Consider the following 19,228-nt stretch of genomic DNA (forward strand, 5'->3'; position numbering starts at 1 on the left):
ATCTCGACAAGGAGAGTGGCTCAGGCGAGTTCGAACATCGCCGCGATGCGGTCGGACTGCGTTTCCTCGACGCGCGACCAGCCGTCGGGGCCGAGCTTTTCGAGCGGGCGGAAGCGCGCCTTATACGCCATGCGCGCCGACCCTTCTATCCAGTAGCCGAGATAGACATAAGGCAGCGCGGCGCGCGCCGCGCGCTGGACATGGTCGGCGATGATATAGGTGCCGAGCCCCTCGCGCATCGGATGGTGCGCGTCGAAAAAGCTGTAGATCATCGAAAGGCCGTCGCCCTGCCGGTCGGTCAAACAGCAGCCGACGAGGCGCCCCTTGCTGCCGTCGGTCGTCGGCTCGCGATATTCGATCATATAGCTATCGACGGGGGTCTGCTCGACCATGTCGGCGAAATCCTGCTCGTCCATGTCGGCCATGCCGCCGTCGGGATGGCGCGAGGCGAGATAGGAGCGGAGCAGCGCATATTGTTCTTCGGTCGCCCACGGCTTGCACGCCGTGGCGACCAGGTCGCCGTTGCGGCGCAGGTTGCGCTTCTGCGAGCTGCTCGGTGTGAATTCGCTCGCGCAGACGCGCACCGAGACGCATGCCGAACAATCGGCGCAGCTCGGGCGATAGGCGACCGACTGGCTGCGGCGGAACCCGATACGGCCGAGCGCGTCGTTCAGCTCGTTCGCGTTATTACCGCTGAGTTCGGTGAACACCTTGCGCTCGGTCTTGCCCGCCAGATAGGGACAAGGCGCCGGGCTGGTGACAAAAAAGCGCGGAAAACGGAACGGTGCGGACACGCGAAATGGACCTCCGAAATGGCGATGCGGAGCCCCCCAACGCGGGTCCGACGCGCTACTTGCACCAACTATGCCGCGCGGCGTCAATGGTGCAAAGTCCATTTACCATTTTTAAACGTCCCGTTCTGAATCACGCCGAAAATTTTGTGAATCGGCCGGTAACTTTTGTGCCGATTTGAATCGACTATGGCTGAACGATCCTCCCTGTGGCGAAGCCATGGGGAGGTGGCAGCCCGAAGGGCTGACGGAGGGGCTTATGGCGCGACGTCGCGCCCCCTCACCATTCGCTTCGCGAACGGTCCCCCTCCCCACCGCATCGCGGCAGGGAGGAACTATTTGTCAGCTATACCCGCGAAGCTCGTCGCCGGTCAGCGTCGCGACGTGGAGCACGTTGGTCGACCCCGGCGTGCCGAACGGAACGCCCGCCATCATCACGAGCTTCGCGCCCGCCTTGCAGATGCCGTGGCGCAGCGCCATGCGCTTGCCCTTGGCAATCATCTCCTCAAAGCTGCCGATGTCCTTCGTCGGCACCGCATGCGCGCCCCACAGCAGACCCATGCGCCGCGCCGCCTCGCGCTTCGGCGTCAGCACGAGCAGCGGCGCGCCCGGCCGCTCGCGCGCGACGCGGCGCGCGGTCGATCCCGACGCGGTGAAGCAGATGATCGCATCGGCGGCGATCGTCGTGATGATGCTGCCCGCCGCTTCGGCGAGCGCGTCAGCGGTCGTCGCATCGGGCACCGTCTCGGTGAAATGCAGGCGGCGAAAATAATCGGGATCGCTTTCGACCGAGCGCGCGATCGAATCCATCATGGTGACGGCTTCCACCGGCCAGGCGCCCGCTGCGGTCTCGGCCGACAGCATGATCGCGTCGGCCCCGTCGTACACCGCCGTGGCAACATCGCTCACTTCCGCGCGCGTCGGCGACGGCGAAACGATCATCGATTCGAGCATCTGCGTCGCGACGACCACCGGTTTGCCCATGCGCCGCGCGGTGGCGACGATCCGCTTTTGCAGCGGCGGCACCGCCTCGGGCGGCAACTCGACGCCCAGATCGCCGCGCGCGACCATCGCTGCGTCGGCGAGCTCGAGAATCTCCTCGATCCGCTGCACGCCCGACGGTTTTTCGAACTTGACGAGCAACGCTGCCTTGCCGCCGATCAGCCGCCGCGCCTCGGCGACATCCTCGGGCCGCTGGACGAACGACAGCGCGATCCAGTCGACATGCTGTTCGAGCGCGAAGGCCAGGTCCTTGCGGTCTTTTTCGGTCAGCGCCGCGAGCGGGACGACGACGTCGGGAACATTGACCCCCTTGCGGTCCGAAATCTTGCCGCCGACCTCGACGATCGTTTCGATCCGGCCCGGCGCCACGCTCTTCACGCGGAGCACCAGCTTGCCATCGTCGATCAGCAGGCGCGTATCGGGTTCGGCCGCCGCGAACAATTCGGGATGCGGCAAGTGGACGCGCGTCGCGTCGCCCGGCGTCTTGTCGGCGTCGAGCACGAAGGCCTTGCCCTTCACCAGTTCGGCGGGGCCGTCCTTGAACGTGCCGACGCGCAGCTTCGGCCCCTGCAGATCGACGAGGATCGTCGTCGGGCGGCCGGTCTCCTTTTCGAGCGCACGGATCGCGGCGATAACTTTGGCGTGGCCGGCATGATCGCCGTGGCTCATATTGACGCGAAAGGCGTCCGCCCCCGCGCGGTGCAGTTCGGCGATCATCTCGGCATTGGCGCTCGCGGGACCGAGGGTCGCCAGGATGCGAACCTTGCGCTGGCGGGGGGTAAAGCTCTGAACCACAAATGCTCCGATGATTATAGGGCGCTAGGGCAATGCCGCCTTGATGCTGTCTAGGCAACAACCGTATAGCTATTCAATCATTCAACGGAGGAACCATGTCCTGTAGCGACGATCAGACGACCGGCGGCGATGCGCTCGACGAGCTTGACGACGCGGTTGCAGCGGCCGCATTCCGCCGCCTCGTCCGCCTGCTCCAGCATCGCAGCGATGCCGCCAACATCGACCTGATGGGGCTCGCGGGCTTTTGCCGCAACTGCCTCGGCGACTGGATCGCGGAGGCGGGGAATATGGACAAGGAAGCGGGCCGCGCGATCGTCCACGGCATGCCGACTGCCGAGTGGAAAGCACGCCATCATACCGCCGCCACGCCCGAACAGCTCGCGCGGATGGAAGAAAGCATGGCGAAGAATCCCTGACCTCGCTAGGGACGCGCCGAGGCGATTCTCGCCTCCAATCCATCCAATCCAGCGGAGTATAAAATGAGCGAAGCCACCGTGTCCGACGAACAACTGCGCCTTTTCATCGAGCGCATCGAGCGTCTGGAAGAAGAGAAAAAGGGCATCGCCGACGACATCCGCGACACCTATAACGAAGCGAAATCGCAGGGTTATGATCCGAAGATCATGCGCCAGATCGTGCGTCTGCGCAAATTGCCGGTGCACGACCGCAAGGAAATGGAAGCGATTCTCGACGTCTACAAATCGGCGCTCGGAATCGACTGACGCCGACGCAACCAACAGGAGAGTGACGATGTTCAGCACCACCACGAACAATGTCGAGGGCCGCCCGGTCAGCGAATATCTGGGCATCGTCACCGGCGAGGTGATCGTCGGCGCCAACCTGTTCCGCGACCTGTTCGCGTCGATCACCGACATCGTCGGCGGCCGCTCGGGAAAATATGAGGATGTCCTCGCCCGCGCGCGCAAGGAAGCAATTGCCGAGATGGAAGCCGAAGCCGCGCGCCTCGGCGGCAATGCAGTGATCGGCGTCGATCTCGATTACGAGGTGCTCGGCCAGAATGGCTCGATGCTGATGGTCAGCGCGTCGGGAACGGCGGTGACGCTGGGGTGAGCCTGGGGTGAGTGCTCACGTCCGTCCAGCTGCGTTGGCCGACGCCGCGCGCTGTGCCGAGATTTATGCGCCCTATGTCATCGACAATTGGGTCAGTTTCGAATGCGATCCGCCCGGAGCGATTGAAATGGCGCGCCGGATAGAAGATTACGGGGCAAGCCATGGCTGGCTGGTTGCGGAGGTCGAAGGCCAAATTGCAGGCTATGCCTACGGATCGCCGCACCGCACGCGAGAAGCCTATGCGACCTCGGCCGATGTCGCGATTTACCTCGATGCGGCTTTCGCCCGCACGGGAATTGGACGGCAACTTTACGAGGCGCTGTTTCCAATTCTCAAGGATCGCAATGTCCATGCAGTCTTTGCCGGAATTGCCCTGCCGAATGACGCCAGCATCGGCTTGCATGAAGCAATGGGCTTCACCCCGATCGGAATCTACCGCGAGGTCGGTTGGAAAATGGGTAGCTGGCGCGATGTCGGGTGGTGGCAGCGGTTGCTTTGACGTTCGGTCCTGATGTAAGCGCGCCTCCAGTTCCTCCCAGACCCAAAGAAGAGAGCCATGGCCGGCCATAGTAAATTCAAGAACATCATGCACCGCAAGGGTGCGCAGGACAAAAAGCGCAGCAGCCTCTTTTCGAAGCTCAGCCGCGAAATCACCGTCGCGGCGAAGATGGGCCTGCCCGATCCCGACGCGAACGCGCGCCTGCGCGCGGCTGTCAACGCCGCCAAGGCGCAGTCGATGCCGAAGGACAATATCCAGCGCGCGATCGACAAGGCTGCGGGCAACGACGGCGATAATTACGAGGAAATCCGCTACGAGGGCTATGGCCCCGGCGGCGTCTCGCTGATCGTCGAGGCGCTGACCGACAATCGCAACCGCACCGCGACCAACGTCCGCACTGCGTTCAGCAAGAATGGCGGCAATCTCGGTACCTCGGGCAGCGTCAGCCACGGGTTCGACCGGCTCGGCCTGATCAACTACGGCACCGGCGCCGGCGACGCCGACACGGTGTTCGAAGCCGCGCTCGACGCGGGCGCCGACGATGTCGAATCGTCGGAGGACGGCCACGACATCTGGACCAGCGTCGACAGCCTGCACGAAGTCGCAAAGGCGCTCGAGGGCAAGCTCGGCGAAGCCGAAGGCGTCAAGCTCGCGTGGCGCCCGACGCTAAAGAGCGAAGTGGCCGACGAGAGCGTCGCGCAGACGCTGTTCAAGCTGATCGACACGCTCGACGACGACGACGACGTCCAGACCGTATGGGGCAATTACGAAATCCCCGACGCGGTGATGGAGAAACTGGGTTGATGAAATCCTCTCCCCTCGGGGGAGAGGATAGGAAGGCTTGCCGGCTTGTCTGGCTTGGTGAGAGAATGTGGCGTGGCTCTTCCCTCACCCAGCTGCGACTAGCGGGCAAAGCCCACAAGTCTGCGCATCCCTCTCCCCCAAGGGGAGAGGAAATATCATGATCATCCTCGGCCTCGACCCGTCGCTCAGTTGTACCGGCTGGGGCGTCATCCGCATCGAGGGCAGCCGGATCAGCCATATCGCCAACGGACAGGTAAAGACCGACGCCAAGGCGCCCCTGCCCGACCGGCTCGCGCACCTCGACACCGCGCTCGCGGCAGTGATCGCCGATTATGGACCCGGGTGCGCCGCGGTCGAGGAAGTCTTCGTCAACGACAATCCGCAATCGACGCTGAAGCTCGCCCACGCACGCGGCGTCGTGCTGCTCGGCTGCGCGCGCGGCGGGCTGACCGTCGCCGAATATGCGCCGCGCCTCGTCAAGAAGGCGATCGTCGGAACCGGCGGAGCGGCAAAGGAGCAAGTACAGGCAATGCTGCGCGTCCTGCTCCCCGGCGCGAAAGTCGCAGGGACCGATGCTGCTGATGCGCTCGCCGTCGCAATCTGCCACGCGAACCACCGCGGGCGCTAGGGCTCCAAGGCTACCGGCGGCCGTTCGCGCGCATTGTCCGGAACTGGATGCGCCTCGATATCGGCGATCAGCGCCTTCATTTCGCCAATCTCGCGCACCTGGGCCGCTATGATCTCGTCGGCTAGCTCGCGAACCCGCGCATCGCGAATCTGCGCACGGCTGCTCGTCAGGATCGCGATCGAATGATGCGGGATCATCGCCTTCATATAGGCGACATCGCCCACGGCTTGCTGACTTCGCACAAGCCAAAGCGAACTGGCGCCGATCAGCAGCGACGCGGTCACGATGGCGATCTTGACGCGGCGGCCCCGATACATGCGCCACATGAAGCCGATCATGACGATTGCCATGGTGGCGCCCATCAATAGCGCCATCCACATTCGCGTCTGGCTGAAATATTGATGATCGAGCGCATAGCTGTTCAGGTACATGAGGCCGAACATAACGACCGTGGATATAGCGATCATGGCGCCAAAGCGGGCGTAGCTCATTTTCGATCCTTTCGGGCTGTCCATCTCTCGAACACGCGACGAGCCCTGATCGTTCGACCAAGCGATAATGATTCCCTTTTCGTTCTCCTCGCGCTAGGCAGGAGCGCATGATCGCGAAACTCACCGGACGGCTCGATTCCAGCGGCGCTGGCCATGCGGTGATCGACGTCGGCGGCGTCGGTTATCTGGTCGAAGCATCGGCGCGCACATTGGACGCACTGGGCCCGGTCGGCGGCGACGTCACCATCCACACCGAAATGCTCGTCGGCGAGGATTTCCTGCGCCTGCTCGGCTTTGCCAAGGCCGAGGAACGCGACTGGTTCCGCCTGCTCACCAGCGTGCAGGGCGTCGGCGCGAAGGTCGCGCTCGCCATCCTCTCGGCGCTCGAAATCGGCGACCTGCAGCGCGCGCTCGCCAGCGGCGACAGCGCGATGATCGCGCGCGCGAACGGCGTCGGGCCGAAACTCGCGCAGCGCATCACGCATGAGCTGAAGGACAAGGCGGGGGCGCTCGGCGGCATTGCCGGTTCGAGTCCCACCCTGTCCGCCGCATCGGGCCCGCTCGGCGATGCGGCCGCTGCCCTCACCGGCCTCGGCTTCAAACCCGGCGAAGCAAGCGCAGCGGTTGCGGCTGCCAACGAGGAATTGGGCGCGGGCGCCAGCCTCGACGCGCTCGTCCGCGTCGCGCTCAAAAAGGCTGCCAAGTGACCGAGCGCATCCGTAACGCCTCGTGCCGCTGCGGCCAGCTCCGCATCGCCTGCACCGGCGAGCCAATCCGCGTCTCGGTCTGCCACTGCCGCAATTGCAAGGCGCGGAGCGGCAGCGCCTTTGCCGCGCAAGCGCGCTTCCCCGTCGAGAATATCCGCACAGAGGGCGAAGCGAAATTGTACCAGCACCCCGGCGGCAGCGGCACTCTCGCGGACTTCTATTTTTGCGGTAATTGCGGCTCGACGCTCTGGTTCCTGAACCGTCCGGAGATGGACAGCTACGCCGTGCCGATCGGCAATTTCGAACCGGGCCATGATTTCGAGCTGCAATTTTCGGTCTATGAGGATCGTCAGGAACCTTGGGTTTGCATCGTCGGCGAGGCAATAGAACGTTTATGACCGAGCCCGCCCTCACCACCCCCATCCGCACCCCCGAGGATGCCGACGCCGCGCTGCGGCCGAAGTCGCTCGCCGAGTTCGTCGGACAGGCGGCGGCGCGCGAGAATTTGCGCATCTTCATCGAGGCGGCGAAGGCGCGCTCGGATGCGCTCGACCATGTGCTTTTCTATGGGCCGCCCGGGCTGGGGAAGACGACGCTGGCGCAGATCGTCGCCAAGGAACTCGGCGTCGGTTTCCGCTCGACCAGCGGCCCGGTGATCGCGAAGGCGGGCGACCTTGCAGCATTGCTCACCAATCTCGAGGATGGCGACGTCCTCTTCATCGACGAGATTCACCGCCTGTCGCCCGCGGTCGAGGAAATCCTCTACCCCGCGATGGAGGACCGCGCGCTCGACATCATGATCGGCGAGGGGCCTTCGGCGCGCAGCGTGCGGATCGACCTACCGAAATTCACCCTCGTCGGCGCAACAACGCGGCAGGGGTTGCTCACGACGCCGCTGCGCGACCGCTTCGGCATTCCGGTGCGGCTCAACTTCTATACCCATGGCGAACTCGAACAGGTGATTTCGCGCGCCGCGCGCCTGCTGGCGCTGCCGATCGCGTCCGACGGCGCGCTCGAAATCGCCAAACGCTCGCGCGGGACGCCGCGCATCGCGGGCCGGTTGCTGCGGCGCGTGCGCGATTTCGCAACCGTGGCGGGTCATGCGGTCGTCGACGCGGGAGCCGCCGATGCGGCGCTCAACCGGCTCGAAGTCGACGCGCTCGGACTCGATGCGATGGACCGGCGCTACCTCACGATGATCGCCGACATCTATCGCGGCGGTCCGGTCGGCGTCGAGACGCTGGCGGCGGGCCTCAGCGAACCGCGTGACACGATCGAGGATGTGATCGAGCCCTATCTGCTGCAGGCCGGACTCATCGCGCGCACCGCGCGCGGGCGCATGCTCAACGCCAGCGCGTGGAAGCATCTGGGGCTCAATCCGCCCGCGGGGTCGCAGGACGGACTTTTCGATCAGGCGAAATAGGCGGTTTTCTGCGGCTTTCATTCCGCAAACTGCTCCCGATCTGCGACGAATCGTTTATGAGGGCTTTGCGACGAGTCGTTGCGAGGCTATCGGTCGGGACGATGGTAAACGCCCCGCCTCCCTTTGTCCCCGGCGCCTTCGTCGCGGCCGAGCATCATTACCGGGCGCGCGTCTATTTCGAAGACACCGACCTTTCAGGCATCGTCTATCACGCCAATTATCTGCGCTATATGGAACGCGCGCGGTCGGACATGCTGCGCCTCGCCGGCATCGACCAGCGCGCGGCGATGGAGAGCGGTGAAGGCGCCTGGGCGGTGACCGCTCTCGCCATCAAATACCGTAATCCCGCCCGGCTCGACGATGATTTGCTTGTCGTCAGCACCGTCGAAGCCGTGCGCGGAGCCAGCGTGATTATCGCGCAGCGCATCCTTCGCGGAACTGACACGTTAAGCGGCGAGACATTGACCGACGGGCAGGTCACCGCTGCCTTTCTGTCGCCGGGGGGCCGGCCGCGCCGCCAGCCCGCGGGGTGGGCCGACCGATTTACCGCCATCATGAATGGAGAGACTTTCCCTTGCTAGACAATATCTCGCTGGCCGCCGACGCGGCGACTTTGTCCCCCGTGGCGCTGTTCCTGCAGGCCGACATCATCGTGAAGGCGGTGATGATCGGCCTGCTCCTCGCGTCGATCTATGTCTGGGCGGTGATCTTCACCCACGGCCGCGGGGTCGGCAAGCTGATGAGTGCGTCGGAACGTTTCGAGCGCGATTTCTGGCGCGCCGACAATATCGACAAGTTCTTCGACAAGAACAGCGACGAGGACCTCCCGAGCGCGAAAGTGCTGTCGGCCGGTATCGGCGAGTGGCGCCGGTCGACCAAGGGGAAGACTATCGATCGCGACGGAACGCGCGAACGCCTCGGCATCGCGATGAACAGCGCAGTCGCGGGCGAAGTCGACCGCCTTGCCGAAAAGATCGGGACGCTGGCGACGATCGGTTCGGTGGCGCCCTTCGTCGGCCTGTTCGGCACTGTCTGGGGAATCATGCGCAGCTTCACCGCGATCGCGGCGGAAAATAACAGCAGTCTTGCCGTCGTCGCCCCGGGCATCGCCGAAGCACTGTTCGCGACCGCGATCGGGCTGTTCGCGGCGATTCCCGCCGTCATCGCCTATAACGCCTTTTCGCAGCGGCTGAATCGGCTCGAATCGCGGCTCGGCCGCTTCGCCGACGGGCTGCATGCGACGTTCAGCCGCGAACTGGAGGTCGAAGCCTGATGGCGATGTCCGGATCCTCGGGCGGCGTTGGCGGCCGGCGCGGCCGTGGCAACCGACGCGCGCCCATGGCCGAGATCAACGTCACCCCGCTTGTCGACGTGATGCTCGTGTTGCTGATCATCTTCATGATCACGGCCCCACTGCTCGCCTCCGCCGTGCCGATCGACCTGCCCGAAAGCCGGGCTAAGCCGGTTGAAACCGAGGATCAGGAGCCGATCCAGCTGTCGGTCGGTGCCGACGACACGCTCTATATTGGCGAAGAGGTGGTGCCCGAGGCCGAACTGCCTGCCCGGCTCGATGCGATCGCGCGCGAGAATGAAGGCCAGGACAAACCGCGCCAGATCATGCTCCGCGCCGACAAGGGGCTCGATTATGGCCGCGTGATGCGCGTGATGGGCGAGCTCAACCGCGCCGGCCTGACGCGGATTTCGCTGGTTACCACCGGCGCCAACGCCGAACCGGCCGCCCCAGCGGCGGTCACCGACGGTTCAGAAACCGGGACCTAGGTTAGGACGATGGCCGAACACCGGGCAGTGAGGGGGAAGGAAGGACGCGGCTTTGCCATCGCGGTGGGCGCGCATGTCCTGATCATCGGCTTGCTATCGGTCCAATGGACCGCCGGCGAGCGGCGCTTCGACAATCCGCCTATGGAAGTCGATCTGATCGCCGAAACCGCGGTTCGATCGACCGCGCCGGTGATTAGCGAGACGCCGCCCGCTGCCCGACTGGGCGAAGAGGACGATGTCGATATCGCCGCGCCCGAGCCCATGCCGACACCGCCGCTCCCCGAGCCCGTGGTGCGGCCGACTCCAGCCCCAACGCCCAAACAGGTAGCACGCCCGAAACAAGCACCGAAACAGCCCCCTGCAGCGAAAACGGCGCAGCCCAAGGCTGCTCCAAAGGCGCCGCCCGCAAAGGACCGCACCGCGCGCCCGACCGGGAGACTCGACGGCATCGCCGAAGGGCTTTCGAAGTCCCAGCCCAAATCGCCGTCGAGCAAGGGTGCTCCGGCCTCAGCCACCGCCGCCGAGGTTCGCCGCTCAATCGACGTCAGCATCAAATCGGCGGTCGCGCCACGCTGGAACAGCTGCCGGGTTTCGGGGGTCGATGTCGACCAGCTCAAGACGGTCGTGAAGTTCCGCCTGACCCCATCGGGCGCTCTCGCCGGCTTCACCAGCGTCACCACGTCGGGCGAGAACGACAGCAACAAATTCCAGATCCAGCGCCATCAGGAATGCGCGAAACGCGCGGTGGAACTCGCCGCCCCCTTCGAACTGCCCGAGGAAAATTACAGCTTCTGGCAGAATTACACGCTCGATTTCATCAAGAGGTAAGAGACATGCTTCTCCGTCCGATCAGCCTTTCGCTAGCGCTGCTGCTGACCACCGCCCCGGTGTTCGCCCAGACCGCACCGACGCCGCCCGCGGTTACGCCGACGACCACACCGCGCGAGACGATCGAGGGCACCTTGTCGCAGGAACGCACGGTCATCGGCATCCCGCCGCTCGCCACCGCGTCGGTACAGACCGTCGCGGGTTTGCGCACCGACAGCCTCGGCCGCCAGATCGCCGAAGTCATCGCCGCCGACCTCGAGCGCAGCGGCCTTTACGAACCGATCGGTCCGAACGGGGTCCGCGCGATCACCCGCGCCGAGGTTCAGGCGCCGCGTTTTGCCGAATGGCAGACGCGCGGCGCCGAGAACGTCGTTCACGGCTTCGTCGATGCCGGGTCGAACGGCAGCCTGATCGTTGGCTGCTATCTTTACGACACCGCGCTCGGCAGCGAGCTGGTGCGCAAGGGGTTTGAGATCCAGCCCGCAGACTGGCGCCGCGCAGCGCACAAATGCGCCGACGCGATCTATTCGCGCCTGTCGGGCGAAGCGCCCTTCTTCGACAGCCGCGTCGCCTATATCGCGGAGAGCGGACCCAAGGGGAACCGCATCAAACGGCTGGCGATCATGGATTCTGACGGCGGCAACCACCGCTTCATCACCAACGGTCAGGCGCTCGCGATCAGCCCGCGCTTCTCACCCGATTACAAGAAGATCGTTTACGTCAGCTATTTGAACAATCGCGTCCGCGTCTTCATCTACGACGTCGCGTCGGGGTCGCAAAAGCTGGTGACCGAAAGCTCGAACGCGACCTTCGCGCCGCGCTGGTCGCCCGACGGCACGCAGATCCTCTATTCGATGGCCGTGAACGGCAACACCGACATCTATCGCATTTCGGCCAACGGCGGCACGCCGGTACGCCTCACCAACACGCCGGGCATCGACGTTGGCGGCAGCTTCTCGCCCGACGGCAGGAAGATCGTGTTCGAAAGCGACCGGTCGGGCGGTCAGCAAATCTATACGATGAACATCGACGGATCGAACCAGCAGCGGATCAGCTTCGGCGGCGGCCGTGCCGCGACTCCCGAATGGTCGCCGCGCGGCGACCTGATCGCCTTTACCCGCATGGGCGGCGGCGAGTTCCGCATAGGCGTGATGACCCCGTCGGGCGGCGGGGTGCGGATGCTGACCAACAGCTGGCAGGACGAGGCGCCGACCTGGTCGCCGAACGGCCGCGTCATCCAGTTTTTCCGCACGACGCGCGGGCGCGAAGGCAAGTCGAGCCTGTGGCAGGTCGACCTGACCGGCGTGAACCTGCGCCGCCTGCCGACGCCGCAGGACGGATCGGATCCAAGCTGGGGTCCCGTCCTGCCTTGAGCGGCGCGGAACCAAAACGCCCGGCTCGGGTTCAAATATCGCGTCCAGCCGGTTCTTTTTGCCCGCAGAATGATTTTACCAACAACAACAAGAGGACAGAAAACATGACGATACGGAAAAGCACCGCGATGATCGCGGCGATCACCATGCTTGCTGTTGGCGCCTGCGCGAAAAAGGCCCCTGACACGCTGCCACCCGCCCCCGAAGGCACCGGAACCGACCCCGGCGCCGGAACCGGTACCGGCGTAATCCCGGGATCGCAGGAAGATTTCCTCGCCAGCGTCGGCCTCGAAGGCGACCGCGTCTTCTTCGACTATGACCAGTATAATGTCGACGCGCAGGACCAGGCGACGCTGCAGGGCCAAGCGCAGTGGCTCCAGCGCAATCCCGCGGTTCGCGTCACGCTCGAAGGCCATGCCGACGAACGCGGCACCCGCGATTATAACATCGCGCTCGGCGAACGCCGCGCCAACGCCGCGAAAAATTATCTTGCGTCGCTCGGTATCGACCCGAGCCGCATCAACGTCATCAGCTATGGCAAGGAACGTCCGGCCGAACTCGGTTCGACCGAAGCAGCCTATGCCAAGAACCGCCGCGCGGTGACGGTCGTTATCGGCCAGTAACCCAGCGCCAGACCGGCACCGCGGCGAACGCTGCGGCGCACAGGAAGACACCGAAGGGGATCCGTCGCTCGGCAAGCGACCGGTCCCCTTTTCGCTGCAAGGACAATGCCCAGCCGATCCCCCCGGCGCTGGCGAGCAGTAGCAGCAGCGGCAATGCCTGCCATCCGGTCCAGCAACCGATCGCCGCGACGAGCTTGGGATCGCCGCCGCCCATGCCCTCGGCGCCGCGCGTCCGCCCGTAAGCCCAGGCCAGAAACGCGAGCACTATTCCGCCCGCAACGGCACCGATCCAGCGATCGAACAGGGCGGCGTTGAACAGGGGCTCGGCCAATAGCAATCCCGCGACCGCCAGCAGCGCACTGAGTCGGTCGGGCAACCAGAAGTGTCGCGCATCGAGCAGTGCGAGCGGCAGCAGCAACCAGCCGAAGAACGCCCATAGCCAGCCGGTGGTCCCGGGTATCAGGGCGAGCGCGACCGCACCGATCAGCGCGGACCCCGCCTCGACAAGCGAATGAAAGCGATCGATCGGCGCGCTGCAGGTGCGGCAGCGCCCACGCGCAGCTAGAAAAGAAAGCAGCGGGATGAGATCGGGCACGCCGAGTGGCCGTCCGCACGCGTCGCACTGCGATCGTCCCGACACCGATCGGCCCGCAGGCCAGCGCAGCGCCAGCGTCGCGATGAAGCTGCCGAGGATCAGCCCGGCCAGCGCAGCAAGGGCGATGCCCATGCCGAAGGGCAAGGCATCGAGGAGGGTCACGTCAGAAGCGGCCCGCGGTCGCCAGCACGAAGCCGCCTACGCCGGCGCGGAACCCCAGCGCGGCTAGCGCCGCGGCCATTGCCGGGTCGCGGTCGACATTGATCGCGAATTGCGCGCGATACGCGCCGCTGCCGTCGAACGACAGCGTCAGCCGTTCCATTCCCGACTGGCTGGCAAGTGCAGCTTGCGCACGCCCGTTCGCACAGCTGAGCGGACCCGACAGGCCGCGCGACAGATCGAGGCCCGCGATGGGCGCGCTGACCACAAGCCGGATCCGGCCGCCGGCGACGACGCATTTGCCCGTATCGTCGAAACGCACCGTCGCGCCTTCGAAGCTGATCCTGTCCACCGGGACCGCGCCCAGCCCGCCCGCCATCGCCGTCGTGCCGCTGACATCGGACACTCCGCGCGGATCGCTGCCATGGAGGCGCCCGGCGAGCGCCCCCAATCTGTCGTCGGTGCGCGCGAAAGCCAGCTCGACATTCCCGCCGAGAAGCGCGATCGGCGAGAGGCTTGCGCGTACCGTGCCGAGCGGCAAGGCTCCGAACCGCGCTTCGACGAGTTCGCCCGACCACACCGAGCCGCGAACGTCGCGCGCCGCAACCCCCGCATCGGTCGCGCCCGACGAGGCAAGCGCGAGCCGCATCGGAAAGGTCGCAATGAGCAGCAGCAGCGCGAACACCACCCCAGCGATGACCCATCCTCTGCGCGCCGTCATCGCCCGCCCTTCCGAAGTTCGGCGGTCAACCCGACGGTGCCATCGGCGGCGGGGGTGATCGTCAGTTGATCGACGACGAAGCCCTGCGCTTCGAGCGAAGCAAGCCAATCGATCAACACCGGCGCCTTGGCGGTCGCGATGGCGATCGTCGCCTGCCCGGCGCCCCGCGCTTCGTTGCGGTCGAGCGTCAGCCCGATCTCACCCGCCGATTGCGCAAGATACTGGTCGACTGCCACGGCATCGACCGCCGTCGCGACCGATTTCGCCGGGCGTCGGGCGAGCAATTGCACCTTCGCCTTGACCCGTCCCTCGCGCTCGATCGCCGCGCGATGCCGGCTTTCGAGATCGATGAACGCGGCAACCGCGGGACGGGCGAGACCCCAGACGAGCACGCCAAGCGCCAGCACGCCCGCAACGCCGACAAGCCAGCGTTCGCGTAGCGAAAGGCCGCTCCACCAATTTTTGAGCTTGTCGGTCATGGTACCGCCCGGATCGTTATATTGGCCATCTGCTGGCCATCGCTGCCCGCCATCGGCTGCGCGGTGATGCGGTAACCGCGCGCTTGCAGCGCCAACAGCACCTGGTTGATATCCTCGACGCGCGGCGCCGCGAGCGTCGTCGTCAACGTCCCGTCGGTGCGGTGCGACAGGGTTTTGAGCGACACGCCGGGTGCATCGCTCATCGCATCGTAAAGCGCCGAGGCCGGAACCGAGAAAGCGAGCGGTCCGCCGCCGGCGGCCGCAAGGCGGCGGTCGAGTTCCGCCTCCGCTGCGGCGGCGTCGCTCGCCGTCACGCCGCCCTTTTTCGCCATCGCCACGACCGCCTCGTCGGCGCGGCCGGTATCGGAAACGAGCCGCACCGCATGGACGACGGGAATGAGCAGGCTCAAGACGACGAGCGCGATCAGCAGATATTTCGCTATCCGCAGCAGCGCCGGATCGACGGCCCAGCTTCGCTTGGGCTTCCATCCGCCGCTGAGCAGATCGAGCGGCGGCGCGGCGAGCGTTAGCAGCAGCGCCTCGCGCATCTTGTCGGGGTCTAGCGGGGCGATGTCATGGCTACCCGCAATCAGCGCGTCGAGCTCGGGATCCGAGCGATAGGCGCGGTCGGCGCTGCGCACGATCTGCTCGCCGCCGACCTCTGCGGTCCACAGCATATCGGGCTCGGGCGGCGGCACCGCGGCGGCGGCGGGGATGACGGCGACGGGCGCCAGATCGCGCGCCTTCAGCCAGTCGGTCCACGCGGCCATGGCGGCATGGGTCGTGACCGCCACCGGGACGGCCTGCCCCTCGCTCGCCGGCTGACCCGTGACGACATGCAGCGATGCCGCATCGCCCAAGCTGTCTTTCAGCACGTCGATCCGCGCCGCGGCGGCGGCTTGCGCGGGTGCGGCGTCGGGATAGTGGAGCCAGCGCAGCGGCACGTCGGCCGCGGGCGCCAGCGCGACCAGCCGGTCGTCGGCATCGTCGTCCTCCGGTTTTTCCCAGGCGCCGACCCAGCCGTCGTCCTGTCCCGAATCGACGATCACGCCATCATCGATGCGCAGCCACGCGGGGTGCGGCGCACCTTCCTCGCCGAGCGCTGCCACCGGGGGCAGCCAGAGAACCAGCGTGCGCGACATTTAGGGCATGAATCCGCATACGGCGCCGTCGAGGCGCCGAAATGGCGAAGATATCGGCTTCGCGTGGCCGCAGCGGACGGTGGTTCCGTCTGCAAGGCCGCGCGGAGACGAGATCGAAGCCATTTCGGCGTCCCTCCGGGATTTGACCGATTTTGTCCATGGCTGCGTCAGCGAGCCTTGGAATATACTCATATGCCTGCGTCTCGCTTCCTTGCCCTGAACAAAATCGCTTCAAACCTCGACGGTGCCGTATGCGGATTCATGCCCTAGTCCGCCTCGCCCCAATCGCGGCGCACGATCACCGGCGGTGTCATTCCGGCAGACGGCGCTCCGCCATTGGCATCGATCAGCGAAACTGCGGTCAAGAAACCGTCCCCCATCGTCACGTTCGTCGTCAGCGCAAGCCAGCGGCTGGTCACGCCCGCCTGTTCGGCGACATCGTTCGGCGGCTTGCGGCCTTCGAACACACTCGCCTCCCAGAATCGCACACTGCTGCCATAGCCGCCCGCGGGGCGCGCCGCCAGCGCCGCCCGTGCGTCGGCGATACCGATTTCGCCGGGCAGCAGCATCGCGACCAGCGGCGCCTGTTCGGGCGCAAGCGTATTGACGTTCAGCTTTACTGGATCGGTCACCGGCAGCACGCAGATCCAGGGCCTCAGCCGCGCATAGATCTTCGGGGTGACCCCGCGCACCGCGCGCAATTCGCTGACATCGGCCATCTTGCGGTTGGCGGGCAGATAGGCGCCCTGCATCGATCGATAGACATTATCCTCGGCGCCCAGCCGGCCTTCGTTGCTGTCGCTGTCGATCCAGTCGGCCGCTGCGCCCGCAATCGCCTGCGCCTCACCCGTTTCGATGCCGAGCAGCGTCATCAATTCGCCGAACTGGCGCATCGCGCCCGACCGCTGGCTGAACCGTCCCGGCACCGTTTCGGCAACGAGGCTGTTGAGGTTGAAGCAATTGTTCGCATCGGTGAGCTTCGCCCGCGCTTCGCCGCCGGGCAGCGGCAGCGTGAAATCGCGGCCTAGCCAATTGCCGGCGAGCGTCAGCTTGGCCGGGTCGCGCCCGACGAGATCGGCGACCCGGCGCAGCGCAATCTGTTCGGCGGCAAAGGCATAGGCACGCCCCTGATCGACCGTCGCCGCGCTGCCCGCTATGCGCGTCGCGAGCGTCAAGCGGTCGAGCGCGGTCGCCGCGATCACCGCCATCACCGCGACGAGCAGCAATACGCTGAGCAGCGCCGCGCCGCGCTCATCCCCGCTCTGACGCTTCATGGTGCCGGCACCTCGGCGGCGGGCGGCGGCGGAAGGGTCGGAGCCGTCAGGAACGTCATCGCGAGCGCCTCGCGCCCGACGCGCGTCAGCCGCACCTCGACCGCGCGGGGCAACCGGTCGCCCGGCTCCGACGTCCAGTTTTCGTTCCAAGCGCCCCGTTCGTCGCGATAGCGCACCGCCACCGCCGCAACCTCGTCGACGAGCCGGTCGCCGTCGCCGAGCGCGGTGCCGTCGAGCATCGGCTGCGTCGCGCGGCGCCACTCGCCCCCTATAAGTGCATAGCCGACACGTTCGACGTCGGGACGCGGGCTACCAGCGAGTGCGCCCGCGCCCCCATGAACGAAGGCAAACCCGTTCGACGATCCGATGAAGGCCGGAATGGCCTCGCCCGCCGGACCGCGCGTCGAGCGTTGGACGGCCTGCGCGAGATCGTTCGCCATCACTGCACGGAGCCGGTTGATCCCGCCCATCGCCTTGAGCCGTTCCTGCACCGCGTCCTGCGTGTCGACGCTGCTGCGCAGGAGAGCGACGCCCATCGCCGCGATCGCCGCGAAAATGGAGAGCGCGACGAGCATCTCGACGAGGGTGAAGCCGTTTAGCGCTGCCCCCACGTCCGTCGGTGCTGAGCGTGTCGAACCACCGTTCTTCCTTTTCGACTTCGCAAAGAAGGAACGGCCCTTCGACAAGCTCAGGGCGAACGGGAAAATAGACACGACGCCCAATCTCATCGCGACGGCCGGATGATCGTCAACGCTGCCTGTCCCCGCCCGCTTTCGGGTCGCACGAGCAGATCGATGCGCAGCAACGCGTCGTCGGCGGTCTTGGCGACGCGCTGTTCGACGCGCCAGTTGCGCCCGGCATTGGCGACGCCGATCGCGCTGTTGCCGATCGTCGGCGGCGCGGGGTCGGTCCATAACTCGACCGCGCGGTTTTGCGCGACGATGCCCGCCATCGTGCTTTCGTCGAGGTCGCCCGCGGTGCGCACCGCATAGGCGTCGAGGCGGACGAGCGCGAGTGCGGCTATGCTGATGACGCTGAGCGCGACCAGCATTTCAAGCAGCGTAAATCCGCTTTCACGCTCACCGGCCACGGCTGACCTCCCCCGTCGCGGAGACGCGGACGACCTCGCGCGCATCCCCCCCCGCGAGCACGATGGCCTGCGGCGTCGGGCTGGTGCCGACGCGGTCGAAGAGCAGCCGCGCCGCGCCGCGTCCGTCACCCGCAGCGAAGCGGACGTCGCCGGGCCAGTTTCGCTGTTCGAAGGCACGGCCCGGCAATGGTTGCCATTCACCGGCAATCCGCCGTTCGAACCCATAGCCCGAGGGCGCGAAATTGACCGCGACGCCGCGCCCCTCGATCACCGCGACATCGCGCGCCGCGGCGAGGCGCGCCGCGAGCCGGTCGGCTTCGCTGCGCACCGTGCGTTCCTCGCCCGGAATGGTGAGCACGACCGCGGTCGCGGCAAGCGCCACGATCGCGAGCACGACCATCAGTTCGACGAGGGTGAAGCCGTTGGCGTGAGGACGCGGGCGCGCCTCAGGCGTCGCTGCGAATATCCGCATTATCGTCGGTCCCGCCGGGGGCGCCGTCGGCACCGAGCGACCAGACGTCGAACGCCTTCCCGTTCGGCCCCGGCGCCTGATAATTATAGGGGCGCCCCCACGGATCGGCGGGCAGTTTCTTGATATAGCCGCCGCGGCGATAGCGTTCGGGCTGGGCCAGCGCCGGAGGCGCGGTGACGAGCGCGTTCAGCCCGTCGGTGGAGGCTGGATAGACCAGATTGTCGAGGCGATATTGTTCGAGCGCATTTTCGAGCGTCGCGATATCGGCCTTCGCCTTGGTCACCATCGCGCGGTCTTGGCTCGGCAGGACGTTGATCATCACCACGGTCGCGAGCAGTCCGATGATGAAGATGACGACCATGAGTTCGGTCAGCGTGAAGCCGCGCTCGTCCTTCTTGCGGCGGCGGTGCACGGGGGGACGGCCCCGATCCGAAAAGGATGTATCGAGCATCAGGTGGAGGAATAGCTTCATCAGCGACATT

Annotated in this window: 27 protein-coding genes; 15 read left to right on the forward strand and 12 right to left on the reverse strand. The window is 66.0% G+C overall.

Translation table 11 applies throughout. The annotated features are described in order from the left end of the window. Positions 1-20: 20 nt before the first annotated feature. A complete protein-coding gene (locus E5675_RS14815) occupies positions 21-794 on the reverse strand; it encodes an arginyltransferase (RefSeq protein ID WP_136175192.1) in 774 nt (257 codons plus the stop codon). Between the two features lie 339 nt (positions 795-1,133). Continuing rightward, complete coding sequence (gene pyk, locus E5675_RS14820; protein ID WP_136175193.1) at positions 1,134-2,588, reverse strand: pyruvate kinase; 1,455 nt, start codon at positions 2,586-2,588, stop codon at positions 1,134-1,136. A 95-nt stretch (positions 2,589-2,683) separates the two neighbouring features. Between pyk and E5675_RS14825 the strand changes: the two genes are divergently transcribed. The 6 genes from E5675_RS14825 (at position 2,684) to ruvC (ending at position 5,590) form a co-directional block, all read left to right on the forward strand. After that, entirely contained in the window at positions 2,684-3,004 is a 321-nt protein-coding gene (locus E5675_RS14825; RefSeq protein WP_136175194.1) for a DUF1244 domain-containing protein, read from the forward strand. A gap of 63 nt (positions 3,005-3,067) precedes the next feature. After that, complete coding sequence (locus E5675_RS14830; RefSeq protein WP_037555168.1) at positions 3,068-3,310, forward strand: DUF2312 domain-containing protein; 243 nt, start codon at positions 3,068-3,070, stop codon at positions 3,308-3,310. A 28-nt stretch (positions 3,311-3,338) separates the two neighbouring features. Next, positions 3,339-3,659: a heavy metal-binding domain-containing protein gene (locus E5675_RS14835; protein ID WP_136175195.1), complete on the forward strand. Its 321-nt coding sequence runs from the start codon at positions 3,339-3,341 to the stop codon at positions 3,657-3,659. A 34-nt stretch (positions 3,660-3,693) separates the two neighbouring features. Continuing rightward, positions 3,694-4,158 carry an arsinothricin resistance N-acetyltransferase ArsN1 family B gene (locus E5675_RS14840; RefSeq protein ID WP_168707873.1) on the forward strand — a complete coding sequence of 155 codons (465 nt, stop codon included), beginning with the start codon at positions 3,694-3,696 and terminating at the stop codon, positions 4,156-4,158. Positions 4,159-4,215: 57 nt separating this feature from the next. Beyond that, positions 4,216-4,962 (forward strand): YebC/PmpR family DNA-binding transcriptional regulator, encoded by a 747-nt coding sequence (locus E5675_RS14845; RefSeq protein ID WP_136175197.1) that lies wholly within the window; start codon positions 4,216-4,218, stop codon positions 4,960-4,962. Between the two features lie 157 nt (positions 4,963-5,119). Continuing rightward, entirely contained in the window at positions 5,120-5,590 is a 471-nt protein-coding gene (gene ruvC, locus E5675_RS14850; protein ID WP_136175198.1) for a crossover junction endodeoxyribonuclease RuvC, read from the forward strand. Here ruvC and E5675_RS14855 read toward each other — a convergent pair. Continuing rightward, positions 5,587-6,081 carry a DUF305 domain-containing protein gene (locus E5675_RS14855; RefSeq protein ID WP_136175199.1) on the reverse strand — a complete coding sequence of 165 codons (495 nt, stop codon included), beginning with the start codon at positions 6,079-6,081 and terminating at the stop codon, positions 5,587-5,589. The genes ruvC and E5675_RS14855 overlap by 4 nt on opposite strands. A 107-nt stretch (positions 6,082-6,188) precedes the next feature. Here E5675_RS14855 and ruvA point away from each other — a divergent pair, with 107 nt between their 5' ends. The 9 genes from ruvA to pal all read left to right on the forward strand — a co-directional run bounded on the left by ruvA (position 6,189) and on the right by pal (position 12,814). Further along, a complete protein-coding gene (ruvA, locus tag E5675_RS14860) occupies positions 6,189-6,788 on the forward strand; it encodes a Holliday junction branch migration protein RuvA (RefSeq protein ID WP_136175200.1) in 600 nt (199 codons plus the stop codon). Then, positions 6,785-7,186 (forward strand): GFA family protein, encoded by a 402-nt coding sequence (locus tag E5675_RS14865; protein ID WP_136175201.1) that lies wholly within the window; start codon positions 6,785-6,787, stop codon positions 7,184-7,186. Before ruvA ends, E5675_RS14865 begins: the two co-directional genes overlap by 4 nt. Continuing rightward, entirely contained in the window at positions 7,183-8,211 is a 1,029-nt protein-coding gene (gene ruvB, locus E5675_RS14870) for a Holliday junction branch migration DNA helicase RuvB (protein WP_136175202.1), read from the forward strand. Before E5675_RS14865 ends, ruvB begins: the two co-directional genes overlap by 4 nt. 101 nt (positions 8,212-8,312) lie before the next feature. Continuing rightward, positions 8,313-8,792, forward strand: coding sequence for a YbgC/FadM family acyl-CoA thioesterase (locus tag E5675_RS14875; RefSeq protein ID WP_136175203.1), 480 nt, complete (start codon positions 8,313-8,315; stop codon positions 8,790-8,792). Next, entirely contained in the window at positions 8,786-9,484 is a 699-nt protein-coding gene (tolQ, locus tag E5675_RS14880; protein ID WP_136175204.1) for a protein TolQ, read from the forward strand. The genes E5675_RS14875 and tolQ overlap by 7 nt, the downstream gene beginning before the upstream one ends. Beyond that, positions 9,484-9,990, forward strand: coding sequence for a protein TolR (gene tolR, locus E5675_RS14885; RefSeq protein ID WP_136175205.1), 507 nt, complete (start codon positions 9,484-9,486; stop codon positions 9,988-9,990). Before tolQ ends, tolR begins: the two co-directional genes overlap by 1 nt. 9 nt (positions 9,991-9,999) lie before the next feature. Beyond that, entirely contained in the window at positions 10,000-10,818 is an 819-nt protein-coding gene (locus tag E5675_RS14890) for a hypothetical protein (protein ID WP_136175206.1), read from the forward strand. Between the two features lie 5 nt (positions 10,819-10,823). After that, positions 10,824-12,191: a Tol-Pal system beta propeller repeat protein TolB gene (tolB, locus tag E5675_RS14895; protein ID WP_136175207.1), complete on the forward strand. Its 1,368-nt coding sequence runs from the start codon at positions 10,824-10,826 to the stop codon at positions 12,189-12,191. A gap of 110 nt (positions 12,192-12,301) precedes the next feature. Then, on the forward strand, positions 12,302-12,814 hold the full coding sequence (gene pal, locus E5675_RS14900) for a peptidoglycan-associated lipoprotein Pal (RefSeq protein ID WP_136176509.1): 513 nt from the start codon (positions 12,302-12,304) through the stop codon (positions 12,812-12,814). Here pal and E5675_RS14905 read toward each other — a convergent pair. The 9 genes from E5675_RS14905 to gspG all read right to left on the reverse strand — a co-directional run bounded on the left by E5675_RS14905 (position 12,801) and on the right by gspG (position 19,227). Beyond that, the gene (locus tag E5675_RS14905) at positions 12,801-13,571 is read right to left on the reverse strand and encodes an A24 family peptidase (RefSeq protein WP_247594635.1); all 771 of its coding nucleotides are present in this window, start codon (positions 13,569-13,571) and stop codon (positions 12,801-12,803) included. The two genes, pal and E5675_RS14905, sit on opposite strands and share 14 nt — an antisense overlap. A gap of 1 nt (position 13,572) precedes the next feature. After that, complete coding sequence (gspN, locus tag E5675_RS14910) at positions 13,573-14,289, reverse strand: type II secretion system protein N (protein ID WP_136175208.1); 717 nt, start codon at positions 14,287-14,289, stop codon at positions 13,573-13,575. Then, positions 14,286-14,768, reverse strand: a complete 483-nt coding sequence (gene gspM / locus E5675_RS14915) for a type II secretion system protein GspM (RefSeq protein WP_136175209.1) — start codon at positions 14,766-14,768, stop codon at positions 14,286-14,288. Before gspM ends, gspN begins: the two co-directional genes overlap by 4 nt. Beyond that, positions 14,765-15,910, reverse strand: a complete 1,146-nt coding sequence (gspL, locus tag E5675_RS14920; protein ID WP_136175210.1) for a type II secretion system protein GspL — start codon at positions 15,908-15,910, stop codon at positions 14,765-14,767. Before gspL ends, gspM begins: the two co-directional genes overlap by 4 nt. 266 nt (positions 15,911-16,176) lie before the next feature. Further along, positions 16,177-17,184: a type II secretion system minor pseudopilin GspK gene (gene gspK, locus E5675_RS14925; RefSeq protein ID WP_136175211.1), complete on the reverse strand. Its 1,008-nt coding sequence runs from the start codon at positions 17,182-17,184 to the stop codon at positions 16,177-16,179. Then, entirely contained in the window at positions 17,181-17,795 is a 615-nt protein-coding gene (gene gspJ / locus E5675_RS14930) for a type II secretion system minor pseudopilin GspJ (RefSeq protein ID WP_247594636.1), read from the reverse strand. The genes gspK and gspJ overlap by 4 nt, the downstream gene beginning before the upstream one ends. 113 nt (positions 17,796-17,908) lie before the next feature. After that, positions 17,909-18,274 (reverse strand): type II secretion system minor pseudopilin GspI, encoded by a 366-nt coding sequence (gene gspI, locus E5675_RS14935; RefSeq protein WP_348769804.1) that lies wholly within the window; start codon positions 18,272-18,274, stop codon positions 17,909-17,911. Further along, positions 18,264-18,746, reverse strand: a complete 483-nt coding sequence (locus E5675_RS14940) for a GspH/FimT family pseudopilin (RefSeq protein ID WP_136175214.1) — start codon at positions 18,744-18,746, stop codon at positions 18,264-18,266. The genes gspI and E5675_RS14940 overlap by 11 nt, the downstream gene beginning before the upstream one ends. Further along, positions 18,721-19,227: a type II secretion system major pseudopilin GspG gene (gene gspG, locus E5675_RS14945; RefSeq protein WP_136176511.1), complete on the reverse strand. Its 507-nt coding sequence runs from the start codon at positions 19,225-19,227 to the stop codon at positions 18,721-18,723. Before gspG ends, E5675_RS14940 begins: the two co-directional genes overlap by 26 nt. Between the last annotated feature and the right edge of the window lies 1 nt (position 19,228).

The organism is Sphingopyxis sp. PAMC25046, from assembly GCF_004795895.1.
Taxonomy (GTDB): domain Bacteria; phylum Pseudomonadota; class Alphaproteobacteria; order Sphingomonadales; family Sphingomonadaceae; genus Sphingopyxis.

Bases quoted from the DNA above. Each gene is read 5' to 3' on its own strand.
- ruvA (WP_136175200.1), top strand. From the start codon at position 6,189: ATGATCGCGAAACTCACCGGACGGCTCGATTCCAGCGGCGCTGGCCAT.
- gspL (WP_136175210.1), bottom strand. From the start codon at position 15,910: ATGTCGCGCACGCTGGTTCTCTGGCTGCCCCCGGTGGCAGCGCTCGGC.
- ruvC (WP_136175198.1), top strand. From the start codon at position 5,120: ATGATCATCCTCGGCCTCGACCCGTCGCTCAGTTGTACCGGCTGGGGC.
- E5675_RS14940 (WP_136175214.1), bottom strand. From the start codon at position 18,746: ATGCGGATATTCGCAGCGACGCCTGAGGCGCGCCCGCGTCCTCACGCC.
- E5675_RS14875 (WP_136175203.1), top strand. From the start codon at position 8,313: ATGGTAAACGCCCCGCCTCCCTTTGTCCCCGGCGCCTTCGTCGCGGCC.
- tolB (WP_136175207.1), top strand. From the start codon at position 10,824: ATGCTTCTCCGTCCGATCAGCCTTTCGCTAGCGCTGCTGCTGACCACC.
- gspK (WP_136175211.1), bottom strand. From the start codon at position 17,184: ATGAAGCGTCAGAGCGGGGATGAGCGCGGCGCGGCGCTGCTCAGCGTA.
- E5675_RS14830 (WP_037555168.1), top strand. From the start codon at position 3,068: ATGAGCGAAGCCACCGTGTCCGACGAACAACTGCGCCTTTTCATCGAG.
- gspM (WP_136175209.1), bottom strand. From the start codon at position 14,768: ATGACCGACAAGCTCAAAAATTGGTGGAGCGGCCTTTCGCTACGCGAA.
- E5675_RS14845 (WP_136175197.1), top strand. From the start codon at position 4,216: ATGGCCGGCCATAGTAAATTCAAGAACATCATGCACCGCAAGGGTGCG.
- E5675_RS14890 (WP_136175206.1), top strand. From the start codon at position 10,000: ATGGCCGAACACCGGGCAGTGAGGGGGAAGGAAGGACGCGGCTTTGCC.
- gspG (WP_136176511.1), bottom strand. From the start codon at position 19,227: ATGTCGCTGATGAAGCTATTCCTCCACCTGATGCTCGATACATCCTTT.
- E5675_RS14855 (WP_136175199.1), bottom strand. From the start codon at position 6,081: ATGAGCTACGCCCGCTTTGGCGCCATGATCGCTATATCCACGGTCGTT.
- tolR (WP_136175205.1), top strand. From the start codon at position 9,484: ATGGCGATGTCCGGATCCTCGGGCGGCGTTGGCGGCCGGCGCGGCCGT.
- E5675_RS14835 (WP_136175195.1), top strand. From the start codon at position 3,339: ATGTTCAGCACCACCACGAACAATGTCGAGGGCCGCCCGGTCAGCGAA.
- gspN (WP_136175208.1), bottom strand. From the start codon at position 14,289: ATGACGGCGCGCAGAGGATGGGTCATCGCTGGGGTGGTGTTCGCGCTG.
- E5675_RS14825 (WP_136175194.1), top strand. From the start codon at position 2,684: ATGTCCTGTAGCGACGATCAGACGACCGGCGGCGATGCGCTCGACGAG.
- ruvB (WP_136175202.1), top strand. From the start codon at position 7,183: ATGACCGAGCCCGCCCTCACCACCCCCATCCGCACCCCCGAGGATGCC.